The 18796-nt window shown below is 63.3% G+C and carries 16 protein-coding genes; 6 read left to right on the top strand and 10 right to left on the bottom strand.

Annotation, left to right across the window (positions count from 1 at the left end; all coding sequences use genetic code 11):
* Positions 1-10: 10 nt before the first annotated feature.
* The 3 genes from NLY37_RS25280 to NLY37_RS25270 form a co-directional block, all read right to left on the bottom strand.
* Positions 11-1261 carry an LLM class flavin-dependent oxidoreductase gene (locus NLY37_RS25280; protein ID WP_023742582.1) on the bottom strand — a complete coding sequence of 417 codons (1251 nt, stop codon included), beginning with the start codon at positions 1259-1261 and terminating at the stop codon, positions 11-13.
* On the bottom strand, positions 1258-2199 hold the full coding sequence (locus NLY37_RS25275) for an LLM class flavin-dependent oxidoreductase (RefSeq protein WP_023742583.1): 942 nt from the start codon (positions 2197-2199) through the stop codon (positions 1258-1260). The genes NLY37_RS25280 and NLY37_RS25275 overlap by 4 nt, the downstream gene beginning before the upstream one ends.
* A gap of 107 nt (positions 2200-2306) precedes the next feature.
* Entirely contained in the window at positions 2307-3227 is a 921-nt protein-coding gene (locus NLY37_RS25270; protein ID WP_023671373.1) for a LysR family transcriptional regulator, read from the bottom strand.
* Positions 3228-3361: 134 nt separating this feature from the next.
* Between NLY37_RS25270 and NLY37_RS25265 the strand changes: the two genes are divergently transcribed.
* From NLY37_RS25265 to NLY37_RS25250, 4 genes are all read left to right on the top strand, one after another.
* The gene (locus NLY37_RS25265) at positions 3362-4579 is read left to right on the top strand and encodes a urate hydroxylase PuuD (RefSeq protein ID WP_023742584.1); all 1218 of its coding nucleotides are present in this window, start codon (positions 3362-3364) and stop codon (positions 4577-4579) included.
* 2 nt (positions 4580-4581) lie between these two features.
* Positions 4582-5898, top strand: a complete 1317-nt coding sequence (gene guaD / locus NLY37_RS25260; protein ID WP_023742585.1) for a guanine deaminase — start codon at positions 4582-4584, stop codon at positions 5896-5898.
* A gap of 308 nt (positions 5899-6206) precedes the next feature.
* The gene (locus tag NLY37_RS25255) at positions 6207-6713 is read left to right on the top strand and encodes a heme-degrading domain-containing protein (protein WP_023711326.1); all 507 of its coding nucleotides are present in this window, start codon (positions 6207-6209) and stop codon (positions 6711-6713) included.
* Between the two features lie 168 nt (positions 6714-6881).
* On the top strand, positions 6882-8162 hold the full coding sequence (locus NLY37_RS25250; RefSeq protein WP_023703652.1) for a glycerate kinase type-2 family protein: 1281 nt from the start codon (positions 6882-6884) through the stop codon (positions 8160-8162).
* Positions 8163-8438: 276 nt separating this feature from the next.
* Here the strand turns inward: NLY37_RS25250 and NLY37_RS25245 are convergent, their stop codons facing one another.
* The 4 genes from NLY37_RS25245 to NLY37_RS25230 form a co-directional block, all read right to left on the bottom strand.
* Positions 8439-9905: a UdgX family uracil-DNA binding protein gene (locus tag NLY37_RS25245; protein ID WP_023742586.1), complete on the bottom strand. Its 1467-nt coding sequence runs from the start codon at positions 9903-9905 to the stop codon at positions 8439-8441.
* A gap of 2 nt (positions 9906-9907) precedes the next feature.
* Complete coding sequence (locus tag NLY37_RS25240; protein ID WP_023742587.1) at positions 9908-11143, bottom strand: putative DNA modification/repair radical SAM protein; 1236 nt, start codon at positions 11141-11143, stop codon at positions 9908-9910.
* Between the two features lie 119 nt (positions 11144-11262).
* The gene (locus tag NLY37_RS25235; protein WP_023742588.1) at positions 11263-12648 is read right to left on the bottom strand and encodes a glutamine synthetase family protein; all 1386 of its coding nucleotides are present in this window, start codon (positions 12646-12648) and stop codon (positions 11263-11265) included.
* A gap of 65 nt (positions 12649-12713) precedes the next feature.
* A complete protein-coding gene (locus NLY37_RS25230; RefSeq protein ID WP_023742589.1) occupies positions 12714-14099 on the bottom strand; it encodes an aspartate aminotransferase family protein in 1386 nt (461 codons plus the stop codon).
* Positions 14100-14254: 155 nt separating this feature from the next.
* Between NLY37_RS25230 and NLY37_RS25225 the strand changes: the two genes are divergently transcribed.
* The gene (locus NLY37_RS25225) at positions 14255-14707 is read left to right on the top strand and encodes a hypothetical protein (RefSeq protein ID WP_023742590.1); all 453 of its coding nucleotides are present in this window, start codon (positions 14255-14257) and stop codon (positions 14705-14707) included.
* A gap of 1 nt (position 14708) precedes the next feature.
* On the opposite strand, the gene NLY37_RS25220 is transcribed toward NLY37_RS25225, so the two are convergent.
* On the bottom strand, positions 14709-15683 hold the full coding sequence (locus tag NLY37_RS25220; protein ID WP_023742591.1) for a WD40 repeat domain-containing protein: 975 nt from the start codon (positions 15681-15683) through the stop codon (positions 14709-14711).
* Positions 15684-15932: 249 nt separating this feature from the next.
* On the bottom strand, positions 15933-16985 hold the full coding sequence (locus tag NLY37_RS25215; protein ID WP_023683509.1) for a CobW family GTP-binding protein: 1053 nt from the start codon (positions 16983-16985) through the stop codon (positions 15933-15935).
* Positions 16986-17406: 421 nt separating this feature from the next.
* Here NLY37_RS25215 and NLY37_RS25210 point away from each other — a divergent pair, with 421 nt between their 5' ends.
* The gene (locus tag NLY37_RS25210) at positions 17407-17877 is read left to right on the top strand and encodes a MarR family winged helix-turn-helix transcriptional regulator (RefSeq protein ID WP_023671361.1); all 471 of its coding nucleotides are present in this window, start codon (positions 17407-17409) and stop codon (positions 17875-17877) included.
* Between the two features lie 10 nt (positions 17878-17887).
* Here NLY37_RS25210 and NLY37_RS25205 read toward each other — a convergent pair whose 3' ends face one another.
* Positions 17888-18751 (bottom strand): AraC family transcriptional regulator, encoded by an 864-nt coding sequence (locus NLY37_RS25205; RefSeq protein WP_023711333.1) that lies wholly within the window; start codon positions 18749-18751, stop codon positions 17888-17890.
* Between the last annotated feature and the right edge of the window lie 45 nt (positions 18752-18796).

Here is an 18796-nt window from a genome sequence, read left to right as displayed (position 1 = left end):
TTCGGCGCGGCTAAGCAGGCCGCTTCAGGCCAAGATGATCTCGCAAGGTGCTGCCTTCGTATTCCCGACGGATCAGTCCGCGCCGCTGCAGTTCCGGCACCACCAGCGTGGCAAAGGCATCGAGCTCGCCGGGGAAGTATGACGGCATGACGTTGAAGCCGTCCGCGCCGCCGCCCTCGAACCGCGCCTGCAATTCGTCAGCGATCTGCGCCGGCGTGCCGACGATACGCCAATGGCCACGTGCGCCGGCGAAATGGCGCGCAAGCTGGCGGATCGACAGGCCGTCGCGGCGCGATTGTTCGATGACCAGCGCCTGGCGGCTTTTCATGCCCTCGGTCTCCGGCAGCTCGGGCATCGGTCCGTCGATCGGATAGCTCCCGAGATCGGAGATGCTGAGATAGCTGGACAGCAGCGCCACGCCGACATCGTCAGGGATCAGCGCCTGCAATTCCTCCTGTTTCTCCCGCGCTTCGGCCTCGGTTTCCGCCACCACCGGGGAGACGCCGGGCATGATCTTGATGTCGTCGGGTTCCCGCCCATAGGCCGCCATACGGCCCTTGAGGTCGTCGTAAAAGGCCTTGGCTTCCTCGAGGGTCTGCGCCGCCGTGAACACCACGTCGGCCGTGCGTGCGGCAAGGTCGCGGCCGACATCCGAGGCGCCGGCCTGCACCATCACCGGCGCGCCCTGCGGCGAGCGCGGCAGGTCGAGCGGGTCGCGCACCGAAAAGCTCTGGCCGTTGTGACAGTGAAAGCCACTGCCTTGCCAAAGTCCCGATACCACCTCGGCGAATTCGCGCGCCCGCTCGTAGCGGTCGGCATGGGGTTTCAGGCCCGTCGCGCCGAAATTGGCGGCTTCGATGGGGCTGGCCGACGTCACCAGGTTCCAGCCAGCCCGGCCACCACTCAGATGATCGAGCGACAGAAAGGTGCGCGCCAGCCCATAGGGCTCGTTGTAGCTGGTCGAGGCCGTCGAAACGAGGCCGATGCGGCTGGTCTGGACGGCGAGCGCGGACAGCAGGCTGATCGGCTCGAAGCCGATCGAGCGTGAGGTCTGGCTGGCGATGCCGACATTGGCTTCGCGCAGGCCGGCGGCGTCCTCGCAGAACACCATGTCGAACTTCGCCGCTTCCGCCGTGCGCGCCAGCCGGATGTAATGATCGATGTCGATGCCTGCCGTGACATGCGCCTTGGGGTGACGCCAGGCGGCGATGTGGTGGCCCGTCGCCCACAGGAAGGCGCCAAGCTTCATCTGGCGGGTCATTGCGCTCCTCCGGCAAGTCTGAGATGCGAGCGCAAGGTGGTGCCGGGATAATCCGGGCGGACGAGGCTGCGGCGCTGCAATTCCGGCAGCACGCGGCCGATGAAACCGTCAATCGCGGCAGGCGGTATTGCGATGTTGAACCCGTCGCAGCTTTGCGAGCTGAACAATGTTTCGAGCGCGTTAGCAGCGACATCTGCGCCAACGTTCAGCAGCAGCTTGACCGCACCCGGATCGCGTCCGCAGGCCACAACGCGGCGCTTGAGATCGTCATGGCGCGCCTTGGCGTCCTCTGTGGGTCTGTCCAGCAGGACGACATCGGCGGTGCGGGCGGCGATATCCAGGTCGGCCTCGGACAGGCCGGGCAGCACCAGCACCGGCGTATCCTGCGGCGAGCGCGCGACGTTCAGCGGCCCGCGCACGGAGAAAAATTCGCCTTTGTGGTCGAGCAGGTGCATTTTTTCGGGATCGTGGAAGCGGCCGCCGGCCTTGTCGAACAGCAGCGCGCCGGCATCCCAGCCCTGCCACAGGCGCTGAACGATGCCGATGTATTCCTGCGTGCGGCGGCGGAACACATCGTCGGAAAATCCATCCGGCCGGCTGAAATTGGCGGCCTCCCATGGCGCCTGCGCCATGGTCGCGTGCCAGCCGGCGCGGCCATGGCTGATGATGTCGAGCGAAGCTAAACGGCGCGCCAGATTGTACGGCTGGTGAGCCACCGTCGAGGCTGCAGCGACAAGGCCGATCCGACTTGTCACCGTCGCCAGCGCCGCCAGCAAGGTCGTCGCTTCGAAAGAACTCGACCCGGCGCTGTTCGGCGCGGAATCATCGAGGACAATCATGTCCAGCCCCGCCGCTTCCGCTTGCTTGGCAAAGCCGGCCAGGTCGCTGAACCCGAGCGGCTGCCCGGAAGTAATGTTGAGCGAAACGGCAAGATGCATTGTGGCTTGCTGGTCAGTCGGCATGGGACCATCGATCATAGGGCGGCGTATGCGAACCTAAGGTCACCTGCTTGTAAGACAACCCTGGCGACTGGGCCAACAGCCCCTCACTTGCCGGCCAGCAAATCCTTGATCAGCCGCTGGCAACGCTCGGCCATGAAGTCGAGCAACAGCCGCACCTTTGGATCCTGCAGCTTCTTGTGCGGATAGACGGCGGCGAACTGCACCGGCGTTGGCGGTGTGCTGGCCAGGATGACCTGCAGCCGCCGGTCGCGGATGAAAGGTTCCACTTCGAAGCGCGGCTTGTTGATGATGCCGCGCCCCGACAGCGCCCAGCCGGTCAGCACATCGCCATCGTCGGTGTCGTAGGGGCCGTGCACCTCGAATTTCTGCGGCCCGGACGGCGTCTGCAGCGTCCAGACATATTCGCGCGCCCCGGAATAGCGCAGCATCAGGCAGTCGTGCTTCTTGCCGATCAGCTCCTGTGGCTCCACCGGCTCGCCGCGCGCTTCGAGATATTTCGGTGCCGCCACCAGCACGCGTTCACATTCCATGATGCCGCGCATCCTCAGGCTGGAATCCTCGATGATCCCGAGCTTGAAGGCGACATCGATGCCTTCCTTCATGATGTCGATATTGTGGTCGGAGAGCCTCAGCCGCACCTCGATATCGGGGTATTTGTCGTGGAAATCCGGAATGCCCGACGCCACCAGCCGCCGTCCAAGGCCGAGCGGGGCGGTCACCTTGATGGTGCCGCGCGGCTGGCCGGAAAGAGCCGAGACCGCGGCTTCCGCCTCGGTGATCGCCTCCAGCACCTGCTTGGCGCCGGAGTAGAACACCGTGCCATGCTCCGTCGGCATCAATTGCCGTGTGGTGCGGTTGAACAGCCGCACGCCGAGGTGTTTTTCCAGCTCCTTGATGCGGTTGGAGGCGACCGCCGGCGAAATGCGCATGTCGCGGCCCGCCGCCGACAGATTACCAAGCTCGACGACGCGGACGAAGACGGCGATGTTGTCGAGATAGGCCATTCATGGCTCTTTATGTGGCGGCGTACGTGGTCAGCCTAGTATTTTCCATTTTTTTTGAAAGTCATCGTACACCTCGCCTCTTTTCGTTTGCGCCCCACACCGTAAAGTCAGCCGATCGGCAGGGACGATTTCACATGATGGATTTCGCGATTTTCTGGGACTGGCTGAGTTTCGCCGTCCGCTGGCTGCACGTCGTCACCGGCATCGCCTGGATCGGCTCGTCCTTCTATTTCGTCGCGCTTGACCTTGGCCTGCGCCAGCGCCCCGGCATGCCGGTCGGCGCATTCGGCGAGGAATGGCAGGTGCATGGCGGCGGCTTCTACCACGTCCAGAAATATCTGGTGGCGCCGGCCGAAATGCCGGAACACCTGACCTGGTTCAAATGGGAATCCTACGCCACCTGGCTGTCCGGCTTCGCCATGCTGTGCGTGGTCTACTATGCCGGCGCCGATTTGTTCCTGATCGACCCCAATGTGCTGCCGATGTCGGTGCCGGTCGGCATCCTTTTGTCGATGGCCACCATCGGCGTCGGCTGGGTAGTCTACGATCTGCTCTGCCGCTCGCCGCTCGGCAAAAGTGACACCGGACTGATGCTGGTGCTCTATGGCGTGCTGGTGTTCATCGCCTGGGGTCTGACGCATCTGTTCACCGGCCGCGCCGCTTTCCTGCATCTGGGCGCCATCACCGCCACGATCATGTCGGCCAATGTCTTCATGGTGATCATTCCAAACCAGAAGATCGTCGTCGCCGACCTGATTGCCGGCCGCAAGCCCGACCCGAAATACGGCAAGATCGCCAAGCAGCGCTCGCTGCACAATAATTACCTGACGCTGCCCGTGCTGTTCCTGATGCTGTCGAACCACTATCCGCTGGCGTTTGCGACGGAGTTCAACTGGGTCATCGCCTCGCTGGTGTTCATCATCGGCGTCTTGATCCGGCACTATTTCAACACCGTGCATAAGCGTGCCGGCAACCCCCACTGGACCTGGATGGCGGCTGCGGTGCTATTCGTCATCATCATGTGGCTGTCGACAGCGCCGAAAATACTGACCGGCGAGCCCAAGGCATCCGCCGCGGCCGAAGTCTATATCGCCTCGTCGCATTTCCCGGCGGTGCGCGACACCGTGCTTGGCCGCTGCTCGATGTGCCATACGGCCGAGCCGGTCTATGAAGGCATCTACCATGCGCCGAAGGGCGTGATGCTCGACACCGACGCCGGCATTGCCGAGCATGCGCGTGAAATCTATTTGCAGGCCGGGCGCAGCCACGCCATGCCGCCCGCCAACGTCACCCAGATCAGCGACAAGGAACGGGCGCTGCTGGTCGCCTGGTTCGAAGGCGCAGGGAAATAAGCATGACTTCGACACTTCTGCGCGGCCGCACGCTGAGCTTTTTGCGCTTGCCCGAAGCCATCACCGACCATGCCGCCTGGCGCTATGAGGAGGATGGCGGCCTGCTGATCCGCGATGGCCGAATCGTTGCCGCCGGCGCCTACGCTGATGTGGAAAGGCAGGCTGGCGACGGTGCGAAAAAGATCGATCATCGGCCGCATCTGTTGCTGCCAGGCTTCATCGACGCGCACGCGCATTTTCCGCAGATGCAGGTCATCGCCTCCTATGGCGCCGAACTGCTCGACTGGCTGAACACCTACACCTTTCCCGAAGAGACCAAATTCGCAAATGCCCAGCACGGCCGCCGCATCGCGCGGCTGTTTTTGGATGAAATGGTGCGCCACGGCACGACGACGGTCGCCGCGTATTGCTCGGTGCACAAGGCCTCGGCCGAGGCGTTCTTTGCCGAATCGCATGCGCGCGGCATGCTCAACATTGCCGGCAAGGTGATGATGGACCGCAACGCGCCGGCAGGCGTGCTCGACACACCGCAATCGGGCTATGACGACACCAAGGCGCTGATTGCGGAATGGCACGGCAAGGGCCGCCAGCTTTATGCGATCACGCCGCGCTTCGCCATCACCTCTTCGCCCGAACAGTTGGAGATGTCGGGCGCGCTCTGCCGCGAGCATCCCGATCTGCATATGCAGACGCATCTGTCGGAAAACCACGCCGAAATCGCCTTCACGCAAAAACTCTATCCGCAGGCGCGCGACTACACCGATGTCTACGAGCAGTATGGCCTGCTGGGGCCAAAGAGCCTGTTCGGCCACTGCATCCATCTCTCGGAACGCGAGGCCGATGCGCTGTCGGACTCAGGCTCGGTGGCGGTGTTCTGCCCGACCTCGAACCTGTTCCTCGGCTCCGGCCTGTTCGACTACCAGCGCTTTCGTCGCCGCGACAAGCCGCTCAGGATCGCTGCCGCCACCGATGTCGGCGGCGGCACCAACTATTCGATGCTGCGCACCATGGACGAGGGGTACAAGGTGATTGCGCTGAATGGCGAAAAGCTGAACCCGTTCCAGTCCTTCTGGCAGATAACGCGTGGCAATGCCGAGGCGCTGTCTGTGGCGGACAAGGTCGGCACGCTGGATGAAGGCACCGACGCGGACATCACCGTGCTCGACGCCCGCGCCACGCCGGCGATGCGGCTGAGGATGGAGACTGTGGAGACGCTGGCGGAGGAGCTGTTCCTGCTGCAGACATTGGGCGACGACCGCGCGGTGCGCGAGGTCTATGTTGCGGGGCGGCCGGCCAAGATCGATATGATCGTGGGGTAGGACCCATCATCCGCGCGGGACAAGATGATGATTCCGCCTGGTTGCCAAGTGGTTCCCCCACTCCGTCGCCGCTTGCGGCGCCAACTCTCCCCCTCCGGAGGGAGAGGAAGGGAGCCTTTGCTTCGGAGGACGGGCGCCGGTTCGGACAGCTTGGCGCCCTTCCTCTACCCTGTTGATCGGGGAGAGGTGTCGAGAGAAGCTCGACGGAGTGGGGGTCGACCCTGGCGGGGCAAGACCACCACCGCGACGAGACCTTGACCGGGCGGAGCTTGTCGTACACACGATTTGTGACGATTTCGGAGAACAAAATGGCCGCCGCGGACGACATCGCTCTGATCCAGAAACAGGAAGAGACGCTGGTCTTCCCGGCCTTCGACGAGGCCGTCGCCTTCAAGGTCGGCGCGGCGATCCGCGAGCGGGCGCTGGCCGAAAAGCTGCCCATCATTGTCGATATCAGGCTGTGGGATCGGCCGCTGTTTTATGCCGCGATGCCCGGTTCAAACGCCTCCAACCCCGACTGGGCACGACGCAAGATCAATGTGGTCAAGCGCTACCTCAGGAGCACCTATCGTCTGGTGCTGGAACAGCAGCGACCGGACCGCACCTTCAAGGTCGGCGAGGGGCTGGATATTGCTGATTACGTACTGGCCGGCGGCGGGTTTCCGGTGACTGTAAAGGGTGCCGGCGTCATCGGCGTCATCGCCGTCTCCGGCCTGCCGGAACGCCAGGATCATGGCGTCGTCGTCGATGCACTGTGCGATCATCTCGGCGTCGATCGGACACAATTGGCGCTGCCGCCGGAAGGTAAATCGTGACGTTGGCGCTGCCCCTCATCCGCCTGCCGGCACCTTCTCCCCGTATAGTGACGGGGAGAAAGGACAAGCTCGAGCGCTTGCGATCCCCTCTCCCCGTCTTTCACGGGGTGAGGGTGAGGGGCAGCGCCAACGTTTGCTCATTTTGAAAACCGCCAGTTACGGCCAAGGATAACCGTGCTCGATCCCAAATCCTTTCTCATCTCGATCTTCAATGCCGCTGTTGCCGCTGCCGATCCTGAACGGACCATCAGGGATCATCTGCCGGCCAGGCCCAAGGGCCGTACCATTGTCATTGGCGCCGGCAAGGGCTCGGCGCACATGGCGGCCGCGTTCGAGAAGGTGTGGGATGGCCCAATCGAAGGGCTGGTCGTCACCCGCTACGGCTATGGCGCCAGATGCGAGCGCATCGAAATCATCGAGGCGGCACATCCGGTACCGGACGCTGCCGGTCTTGAGGCGTCGCGGCGCCTGCTCGAAAAGGTGCAAGGGCTGACTGCGGACGACCTGGTAGTGGCGCTGATATCGGGCGGAGGATCGGCGCTGCTGCCGTCGCCTGCCGCCGGCCTGACGCTCGCCGACGAAATCGCCGTCAACGAGGCGCTGCTTGCCTCCGGCGCGCCGATCGCGGCGATGAACACAATCCGCAAGCATCTCTCGACCATCAAGGGCGGCCGGCTGGCAGCTGCCGCCTGGCCGGCCAAATTGGTATCACTGGTTGTCTCTGACATTCCCGGCGACAACCCGGCGCTGGTGGCCTCCGGCCCGACCGTGCCCGACTCCGGCAACCGCGCCGATGCGCTGGCCTCGATAGCGGCCTACGGCATGAAACTGCCCGACGCCGTCATGGCGCACATCAACTCGCCAGAGGCCGATGCGCCAGATCCGGATGACCAGCGCTTTTCACGCAATGAAGTGCACCTGATCGCCTCGGCTGGCGTGTCGCTGGAAGCGGCAGCCGCTGAGGCAAAACGGCAGGGCATCGAAGCCGTCATCCTCTCCGATTCCATCGAGGGCGAGGCGCGCGAGGTCGGTGGCGTGCATGCAGCCATTGCGCGCGAAGTGGCGACGCGCAACCGGCCGTTCAAAAAGCCGGTGCTGATCCTGTCCGGCGGCGAGACGACCGTGACCTTGCGGGCCCCTGTTGACGGAAAAAGGGGCAAGGGCGGCCGCAACTCCGAATTCCTGCTCGCCTTTGCCATCGGTATCAGCGGCGCGGAAGGTATTCATGCATTGGCCGCCGATACCGACGGCATCGATGGCTCTGAAGACAATGCCGGCGCCTTTGCCGATGGCTCGACTGTCTCGCGCATGCGTGCCGCCGGCATCGACGCCAAGGCGATGCTGGCCGGCAACAATGCCTGGACGGCGTTCAACGCGATCGGCGATCTGTTCGTGCCGGGGCCGACGGGTACGAATGTGAATGATCTGAGGGCAATCCTAATCAGTTAATTCGGCCGTGGCGGCCGAAGTTTCCAACGTTGGATTCACGACCGTAGGTGATTGGCTGAAGCCACTCAGCTTCGTCATCCGTGGGCGAAGCAGGAGCGAAGCTCCGTCGCGAAGCCCCGGGTCCATTCCGTGATGTTAGCCGTCGAGCGCAGCGGAGCAGAATTCTGCACCGTAGCAGCGTCCAAACGTCGCGGCATGAATCCTCGGGTCTGCGCTGCGTCGCTTCCCTCCTTGGCTCCGCCCGTGGATGACATGTCGCTGAGGCTTTCGCTCATCTCACGACCCCATAAGCCGCTTCACCTCTCTCATATCGCTGAGAAACCGCTCGCGCTCTGCCTCCTTGTCCGCCGGCTCATGAATACGCAGGATGAAGGAAGGATGGATGGTGATGAACACGCGCAAACCGTCCTCGCGCTCGATCACCTGGCCGCGCATTTTCGTCACGGCAATGGCCTTGCCCAGCAGCGACAACGCCGCCGTTGCCCCAAGCGCCACGGCGAGGTCCGGCTTGATCAGCTCAAGCTCCCGGCCGATCCACCAGCGGCAGGCCTGGACTTCACCGGCATTTGGCTTCGAATGGATGCGGCGCTTGCCGCGCGGCTCGAACTTGAAATGCTTGACGGCGTTGGTGACGTAGACTTTTTGCCGGTCGACGCCTGCGTCATCGAGAATTGCATCGAACACTTTGCCCGCTGGCCCGACAAAAGGTTTGCCGGCGAGATCTTCCTGATCGCCCGGTTGTTCGCCGACGAAGACCACTTTGGCATCATCCGGCCCCTCGCCGAACACGGTCTGTGTCGCGTCGCGCCACAACGGGCAGCGGCGGCAGCCTTTCGCGGCTTCGCGTAGCTCGGAAATGGTGTTGGCGTCATCGTCCGGCGCCTCGGCCGGCTCGCGCTTCGGCCAATGTTTCGCCTGCAGCTTGGCGTGGTGCGGCGCCGGCATTGTCGGCAGTCTGGCAATCATATCCCTGGCGGCCTCGTCCGCTCCTGCGATCAGATCTGGAATGAGTGAGGCCTCGGGAAGGTTCCGCCAATATTTCTTCGGCATCTCCTTCTGCATCGCCTTCACCTTGAGCCGCGCCGGGTTGAAGATGTTTTCGAAATAGGTCAGCCACAACGCCTCGGTGTCGTCCTGATCGGGTGCATCGCCCTTGGCCGCACCCGGCCCGATCGCCAGCCTTTCGCCGTTCCAGTCGGCGGAGGCATAGGGCGTCAGGATGGTCCAGCGCATGCCGGTGAACCGCCGGACGAAGAAATCCGCGTTGCGCTCGACAATGAAATGCTCCGGCTCGAACCAGGCGACGTAGCGCTCGTTCTCGCCGTCGCTGATATTCCGGAAGCGTACGAAGGCATGCATCTTATGGCTGTCGCGCCGCACCGCCTTTTCCATGGCTTCGAGCCGCCTGGTGTCGGGATCGGATGCGATCGCCAGCAGTTTCGGCTCGGTGCGCAGGCGCCAAAGCATCCAGTAGAGAAAGGCAAACCGGCCGGGGTCGGAGTGGCAGAAGGCGGTTTCGGCATGGGCGATGAACTCGCGCGGGACGGTAAGCTGCGCGCCCTCTGGCACCGCCGGCAAGGCATCTTGAGGATCATTGGCGTCGGACCCGACACCCCAACTAATATCCTCAGGCCGGACCTCATTCAGCGCCAGACGCCGTGCCGCATCGCGCCAACCGGCGAAATCGGTCTGGCTCGCTAGCCGGACAGTGTATCGGGCAAGGTCGAGCTGGGCCGGCTGCATGGTCAAAACAGCGACAGTTGTTCGCAGGACTTTACGATCGTATCGCGCAGGCCTGTCTTGTCGGTGAGTCCGCCCGGCGACCAGCCTTCGGCGATGATGAAGGGCCTCAGCTTGGCGATCGAATGGCAGATCCGTCCGACATCTTCCAGCCGCATGCGTCGGTGGCGGCGGGTTTCAAGGATCTTCGCCACCACCTTGGTGCCCAGACCCGGAACCCGCAGCAGCGCTTCGCGGTCGGCGCGGTTGATGTCGACGGGAAACCTCGCCCGATTGCGCAAAGCCCAGGCGAGCTTGGGGTCAATGGCGAGATCGAGCATGCCGTCGCTGCTGCCGGCGAGGATTTCCGGCTGCGAAAAGCCGTAGAAGCGCATCAGCCAGTCGGCCTGATAGAGCCGGTGCTCGCGCATCAGCGGCGGTTTCTGGAGCGGCAGCGACGATGACGAATCCGGGATCGGGCTGAAGGCGGAGTAATAGACGCGCCGCAGATGGTAGCTGCCATAGAGCCGCGCACTGGAGTGCAAGATACCGTCGTCGGATGTCTTGTCGGCGCCGACGATCATCTGCGTCGACTGACCTCCGGGCGCAAAGCGTTCGCGCTTCTTGGTCCGCAACGTCGGCTCGGCCTTTTCCTCCATCTTCCGGCGCAGGTTCGCCATGGAAAGCCGGATCGTTTGCGGCTTCTTCTCCGGCGCTAGTTTCTTCACGCCTTCATCGGTCGGCAGTTCGACATTGATAGACAGCCGGTCGGCGTAGAGCCCGGCCTGCTCGACCAGTTCGGCCGAGCTTTCCGGAATGGTCTTCAGATGAATATAGCCGGAGAATTTTTCGTACAGCCGCAGCCGCCGCGCCACTTCCACCATTTCGGCCATGGTCTCGTCGGGCGAACGGATGACGCCGGAGGACAGGAACAGGCCTTCGATGTAGTTGCGCCGATAAAAGTCCATGGTCAGCTTCACCACCTCGTCGATGCCGAAGCGGGCGCGGCGCACATTCGATGACGAGCGGTTGATGCAGTAGCTGCAATCGTAAATGCAGAAATTGGTCAGCAGGATTTTCAGGAGCGAAATGCAGCGGCCGTCCGGCGCGTAGGAATGGCAGATGCCCATGCCTTCGGTGGAGCCGATACCGCCGGATTGGCGCGAATCCTTCTTCGCCGACCCAGACGAGGCGCAAGAAGCATCGTATTTGGCGGCGTCTGACAGGATCGCCAGCTTTTCACGGACGGTGCGTGCGCTCATCCGTTCATGTTATGTTCTAGACGGCTGCAGCGCCACCTCATTTGATGCAGGCGGCGAAAAAGTGATCGCCGCCTGATCGTCGGGCTAGCAGGACGACTGTCCGAGTTCCAGGCGGTCTCTCAGACCTCATGGAGGTAGAGGTGGTAATCCAGCTCGCTGACGGTGCGGGCGACGCGCAGATACTCGGACTGCTTGATCGCCACGAAGGTGCGATGCAGATCCTCGCCAAGCGCCTCTTTCAGGAAGCTCGAGGCCCGCGCCGCCTCGATCGCGGCGCGCCAGTCGACCGGCATGGTCGTGCGCGTGACGGCGGCTTCATAGCCATTCCCAGTGGTTTCGGGGCCGGGGTCGAGGCCTTCGTCCAGACCCTTGATGATGCCGGCCAGCACCGTTGCCGCGATCAGGTAGGGATTGGCGTCGACGCCCGACGGCCGGTGCTCGATGCGCCGATTCTTGGCGTCGCCGGCCGGCACGCGCAGCGCCACCGAACGGTTGTTGACGCCCCAGGTCGGCGCCACCGGCGCATAGGACTGCGAGACGAAGCGCCGCCAGGAATTGGCGTGCGGCGCAAACACCAGCATCGATTCGGCCATGGTCTGGATCAGCCCGCCGAGCCCCTGCAGCAGCGGCAGCGACCAGCTTTCGCCGCCTGCTTCGGCAAAAACGTTGCGGCCGTTCTTGTCCTGCAGCGAAACATGGAAATGCATGCCGGAGCCGGCATATTTTTCGATCGGCTTGGCCATGAAGCAGGCGGTAACACCATGGCGGCGCGCCTGCGCCCGCACCAGCCGCTTCAACATGACGAGGTCGTCGGCCGCCCGCATGACATCCTTGCGGTAATTCAGCGTCAGCTCGTACTGGCCGGGCGCGTATTCGGAAATCACCGTTTCGGCCGGAATGCCTTGCGCCTTAGCCGCGGCATAGATGTCGGAAAACAGCGGCTCCATGCCGTGCAGATGGTCGACGGAATAGACTTCCGTCTTGGCCGAGCGGCGGCCGTCGAGCACCGCGTCCGCCGGCTTCACCTTGCCGTCGGCATCGCGCTCATTGGCGAGCAGGAAAAATTCGAGCTCGAAGGCGCCGGCGGGATAGAGGCCCTTGGCGGCCAATATGTCGACCTGCCTGGCCAGCGCCAGCCGTGGGTCCGACGACATTGGCTGTCCCTCGAGATGGTACATCGCCATCAGCAACTGGCCGCGCGGCGGGTTGGTACCGTAAAGCGGCACCAGCGTGCCGGGGATCGGCCAGGCCCTGAGGTCGCCATCGCCTGTCGTCCAGATCAGCCCGGTTTCGTGCACATCCTCGCCGGTGATGTCGAGGCCGAGGATCGAGATCGGCATGTGGCGGCCGCCCTCGAAGATGCTTTTCAGCTCATGCCGGCGCACGATCTTGCCGCGGCCGACGCCGTTGGCGTCGGTCAAGACGATATCGAAGGCTTCGATTTCCGGATGAGCAGCGAGAAAGGCTTGCGCCTCGGCGGGCGTCGAGCCCGAAGGTGAAGTCATGATTACTGTACTCAAGGTTTGCTTTGGCGCCTGTTTGTTGATCGCCTGCTTGTTGGCTGCTTGTCTCATGCCGTCAGCCTTGCCGCAACCGTGGCGAAGGCGGTGATCAGCCGGTTGACCTGGGTGGCGGTGGTAGCTGGCGAGATCAGCATCATGTTGTGGAAAGGCGCGATCAGCACGCCTTGGTTGACCAGCGCGACATGGATAGCCGCCTCAAGCTCCGGCGCATGCGCAGTCTCGGCTTCGGCGCCGTTCCTGAGCGGGCCGGGGGCGCAGATGAACTCGACGCGGGCGCCGACACGGGCGACATGCCATGGCAGATTGTAGCGGTCGATGACGCCGGTCAGCCCTGCATCGAGCCGCAGGGCCAGGCGATCCGCCCGGGCATAATTCTCCTGCGTCATCACCTCTTCGAGCGTTGCGCGCATGGCTGCGAACTGCAGCGGGTTCGCCGACAGCGTCGTGCCCATGCCGGAATAGCCCGGCTCCTTGGTTCGATTGTAGTCGGCATAGCGCGAGGCGACCTCGTCGCTCATGCCCCACACGCTTGCCGGCACGCCACCGGCGATCGGCTTGCCCAGCACGAAAAGGTCGGGCTGGAGCCCGAATTTTCTGGTGTAGCCCCCTGGGCCGGTCGAGATGGTGTGGGTCTCGTCGATCAGCAGCAGCGTTCCGGCCGCGCGCGTCAGTTTGCGCAACGCGTCGTGAAAACCCGGATCGGGCAGCACCATGCAGGAATTTGTCAGCACCGGCTCGGCGATGACGCAGGCGACATCGCGGTCGGCGAGCGCCGCTTCCAGTGCAGCAACATCGTTGAATTCGATGACCTTCGCCGTCCTGGTCAGGTCGCGGAATTCGCCCGCCAGGCCGGGCCGGTTGACAGCTTTGCCGTCGACCATCCGGACCATCGTCTCGTCGACCGAGCCGTGATAGCAGCCGTTGAAGACCAGGATCTTTTCCCGACCGGTGATAGCGCGGGCGACGCGCAGCGAGAAGCGGTTGGCGTCGGTGGCGGTGGTGGCGATCTGCCAGAACGGCAGACCGAAACGCTGTGTGAGCAGCGGCCCGATGGCAAGCGCATCTTCCGAAGGCAGCATATAGGTCAGGCCGCGCCCGGCCTGGCGGCGGATGGCGCGCGCCACCGGCGGCGGCGAATGGCCGAACATCGAGCCGGTGTCACCGAGGCAGAAATCGTCCAGCCTGTTGCCGTCGATATCCGTGATGGCGGCGCCCTTGGCGCTTTCGACCAGGATCGGGAATGGCGTCGGCCAGTCGTTCATCCAGTGCATCGGCACACCGCCGAAGAAGCCTGGCAGGCCGTTACCGACCTTGGCCTGCGATTTCGGCCGCGCCTTGCGGAAGGTGTTCGCCTCGCTTGTCCGCAATGCAGCGATGCGGTCACGGCTGATACCGCCGATGGACGCCTTTGAATAACTGTTCGTGCTGTGCATGAAATCCCTCTCGGCCGGCACACTACCCAATTGGCGACGGCAACCGCAATTGGCCGTGTTGGTGCGCTGCATTGGGTCAGCAGCAAGTTCGGCAGACTTGACCTTCCGGCGCAGTCGGGCGCCAATGCGATCGGGTCTGTGGTTTGGGGAGAAAAATGCGGACGATCATCTGCGCTATTGCGCTACTCTTGTCGGCCGCTGCGGCTTCCGCATCGGGCGGCGTCTGGTGTTCCGTCGATGACAAAGCGGTGCAATTCGAGGTCGGCGCCGGGGTCACCAGAGGTATGGGCGGCCCGACCTTCAATTTTCGCGGCGATCTCGAGATACTTGGCCGGCCGGAAGGCGACAGTCTGCGCAAGACCGTCTTCGAGGATTCCGACCTCACCCAGTACTGGCTGGACGTCAAGGAGTTGCGGCTGAACATCTACCACGAGCATCAGCTCGGAGATAAATTCAACTCTGTCGAACTGACGATCCTGACCAAGACCAGTGACGAGGGCGTCTATGGCGGCCGGTACACGCTTGCCGTCTACGACAACGCCGCCGACACGGAACAGGACGGCAAGCCGAAAGAATTGACCGGCAAGGTGTCGTGCGGAGCCGAATAGGTCACGCCGAGATGTCGATGACGCCGCAGTCGCCGGCGGCACTGCCGAAGGCGACCCGGCGCTCTTCCTTGTCCCACACCATCGCGGTGATGGCGCCCATGCCTGGGCGGCGCAACAGCACCTCTTTGGCATCGGTAAAGCGCACCGCCATGACCATGCCGTCATCATAGCCGACGGCGACGACATCCTGGCTCGGATGGCAGGCAACCGATGTCACCATGGCGTTGCCGCGCGTGCCGAGCTCCAGCGGCGCCTTGCCCATCGGGCCGTCCTTGCCCGAAAACGGCCAGACGATCGCCGCCGGCGCGCCGGAACTCGCCAGCCACTTGCCCTTCACGCTCCACGACAGGCTTTTGACCTTGCCGGGATAGCCGGTCATGCGCATGTGCTTGCCGTCGGCGAGCTTCCAGCCATGCAGCGCGTTTTCCTGCATGGTGGTGACGAGGAAGGCGCCATCCGGCGAGAAGGTCACGCCGGTATGGGCGCCGGCCCATTCCAGCTCCACCGGTCTGCCCTCGGCGGCCGGGAAATGCAGCGTCGCGCCATTGTAGCGGGCGACGCCGAAGCGCATGCCCTTGGGGGAGAAGGCCAGCCCCTCGACCGAACGTGGATGGGCAAACTCTTTGGTCTTGCCGTCGGCAAAGCGCACGAAGGCAGTCTTGCCTGTGGCATAGGCGATAGCGCCTTGCGGCCCGGCGGCAACGCTGGTGATCCACTTCTTGCCCACGCTGGCGAGTTCGCTGACATTGCCGCCGGCGGCAACGGCAAAAATCTTGCCGTCCTCGCCGCCGGTGATCAGGCGGTCGTTGGCGGCGTCATGGAACGTGGAGAGCAGGCCGTCATTGGCCTGAATTGTCTTGTGGCCGTTGTCGAGCCTATGAACTGTCCCATCGGCCAGCGCAAAATGCGGCACGTTGTCGAGGAAGACGGCGGCAAGGCAGTGACCTTCCAGGTCGAGGGGAGCAACTGTGGGCATCAGGACCATTCCAATGAAGCTGTCACCACTCCCGGGAAGCCACTGAGGCGGCCAGGCCTGGCGTCAACCTTCTCCCCTTTTGGGAGAAGGTGGATCGGCGCGCAGCGCCGAGACGGATGAGGGGTGTTGGACGGATCGCCGTCGGTGCCGAGCTGGAGCACCCCTCATCCGACCTCGCTTCGCGAGGCCACCTACTCCCACAAGGGGAGAAGGAAGAGCGGGCAGCGCTAGCGCCATAGAGTCCGGAAATCAAGCCGCCTGGCAGGCGTCAAAGCTCTTCTTCAGCCGTTCGGCGTCAAGCTCGCGGCCGATGAACACCAGCCGGCTCTCATGCTTTTCGCCGTCTTTCCAGGCGCGCTGGTGGTCGCCTTCGATGATCATGTGCACGCCCTGGATGACATAGCGCTCGTCGTCGCCCTTGAGCGCGATGATGCCTTTCAGCCGCAGGATGTTGGGACCTTCCATCTGAGTGATCTTCTCGATCCACGGGAAGAATTTCTTCGGGTCCATCTCGGCGCCGCGCAGCGACACCGACTGCACGGTCACGTCATGGATGTCGGAGGGATGCGCGTGATCGTGATGATGATGGTCGTGATCATGGTCGTGGTGATCGTGGTCGTGATCATGGTGGTCGTGATCATGATCGTGCGCCTCGAGAAAATGCGGATCGTTTTCCAATGCGCGCGACAGGTCGAAGGCGCCGCGGTCGAGCACTTCGGACAGCGCCACGCCGGCGCGCGTGGTGCGGTGAATCCTGGCCGCCGGGTTGATGGCGCGGATGGTGGCTTCGACCTTGGCCAGCTCTTCGGGCGTCACCAGATCGGTCTTGTTCAGCACGACAACATCGGCGAAGGCGATCTGGTCCTCGGCTTCCTTGGAATCCTTCAACCTGAGCGGCAGGTGCTTGGCGTCGACCAGGGCCACGACAGCGTCGAGTTTGGTCTTGGAGCGCACGTCGTCGTCCATGAAGAAGGTCTGCGCCACCGGCACAGGATCGGCGAGGCCGGTGGTCTCGACGACGATGGCGTCGAAGCGGCCGGGACGGCGCATCAGGCCTTCGACGACGCGGATCAGGTCGCCGCGCACCGTGCAGCAGACGCAGCCATTGTTCATTTCGTAGATTTCCTCGTCGGATTCCACGATCAAATCATTGTCGATGCCGATCTCGCCGAATTCATTGACGATGACGGCATAACGCTTGCCATGGTTTTCCGACAGGATGCGGTTGAGCAGCGTCGTCTTGCCGGCGCCGAGATAGCCGGTGAGAACGGTCACGGGGATTTGCGTCTGTGCTTCGCTCATATCTTGCCTCGAAATGGCTGGGCCACGGAATTGCGGGCCGCAAGAAGGGATTGTTGGCCTGATATAGGATGTGTGCCGGCCTTTTGCACGAGGCAAACCGCCTGGGTGTTTGACCCAGGATTGACGAAGCGGATGGGTAGACCCGAGAGGCCGAGTGCGAGGGATGCCGACCATCAACGTGTCGCTGGAAACGCCTCTTCGTTGATCTGTGCTAAGCCGCGCCGCGTCAAACCGTTGCAATCGCCTTGGCGGAAACTCGTTTGTCATCTAACTGAAATAAACATCTGGCATCACCATTTCGAGCACCACAAATGCTTGCCGGCAAAGCTGTTTCGAAAGCCGGAATCTTTTTGATCGTCGATTGCCAACCGGCCGGCTGCGTCTATGCTGCACGCACCGGTACGGCCGAAGAGGGATCACCATGGCCAAGGCGGACAAGACTGCAACGATGAGCCGGCTGCATTCGGCGGCAAGGCTGGCAAGGACCGCGCTGGCGGCGCGGCTTCTGGCGCACGGCTTCTATGCCGGCCAGGACCAGATCATGCTGACGCTCGACCGCGAGGACGGCCAGACGCCCGGCAATCTCGCCGGCCGCCTCGGCGTGCGCCCGCCGACCATCACCAAGACCATCAACCGGCTGCAGGCCCAGGGCTTTTTGGAAAAGCGCGCCTCTTCCGCGGATGCACGCCAGGCGCATATCTTTCTCACCGACACCGGCCGCGAGATCATCCACGCCATCGAGAAGTCGGTGAAGAAGACCGAGAAGCAGGCGTTGAAGGGCCTCGACAAGAAAGAACAGAAGACGCTGTTCAAGCTGCTCGCCCGCATCGAGGCCAATTTGTCGAACGAGGAGCTGGTGCTTGTCGACGACGATGGCGACATCGACGATTGATCTTCCTGACCTAGGCGGCTACCGAAGGCCCGCGCACCAGGGTCGACCAGCGGCCGGGCGTCAGGCCGAATGCTTTCTTGAAATGCCTGTTGAAATGGCTCTGGTCGCTGAAGCCGGCGCCAACGGCAATCTCGGCCAGCGGCTCGCCCACCTCGATCATCCGTCTTGCCTTTTGCAGCCGGCGCATCAGCAGGAACCGATGCGGGCTGGTGGAATAGGTCGCGCGAAAATGGCGTGACAGCGCATAGCGGTCGAGCCCGGTGACGGCTTCCAGCTCATCGGAACGAACGGACCGCTCGGCATTCTCCTCGAGATAGCCGCGCGCCAGCGCCGCCGCACGCGAGGCCGACTTCCCCATCGGCTTTGCCTTCTGTCCCGCATGACGCCCCAGATGCTGCGCCAGCTCCGCAACGAAATCGGCGACGAACAGCTCGTCCAGTTCCTCGTCGAGCGGCGCCAGAGCCGAAAGCAGCGTGCCACGCAAGGCAGGATCGCTGACCACAGCATCCCTGACGAAAGGCAGCGGCGCGCCGTCGAGGCAGTCGAGCAGCAGTGACGGTTCCAGATAGAGGATCCGGTAGCGCAGACCATCCTCGGTCCCGGCGCCGCCATCGTGCACTTCGTCGGGATGCAGCACGATAACCTGGCCGGGCAGGCTGTGGTTGACAGTGCCCCTGTAGTGGAAGCGCTGCACACCGGAAAGCGTCACGCCGACGGCAAGTGTATCATGACGGTGCAGGTCGAAGGCGTTGCCATGGAAATGCGCCTCGATGCGCTCGATGCCAGCGGTAACAGGCGCCGACACGATCCGGTCTTCATCCGCGCACGAACGTTCAAGACCCTGCGTCGCCTCACCTTCTAGATCGTGCGTCATCACCTATCCCTGCCCTTCATGGGCGTGCTCCGGAGTCCTCATTTT

The sequence above is a fragment of the Mesorhizobium sp. C395A genome (genome assembly GCF_030323205.1).
GTDB lineage: Bacteria > Pseudomonadota > Alphaproteobacteria > Rhizobiales > Rhizobiaceae > Mesorhizobium.
Note: the sequence above shows the minus strand (reverse complement) of the source record. Positions and strands in the feature narration are given on the sequence as shown.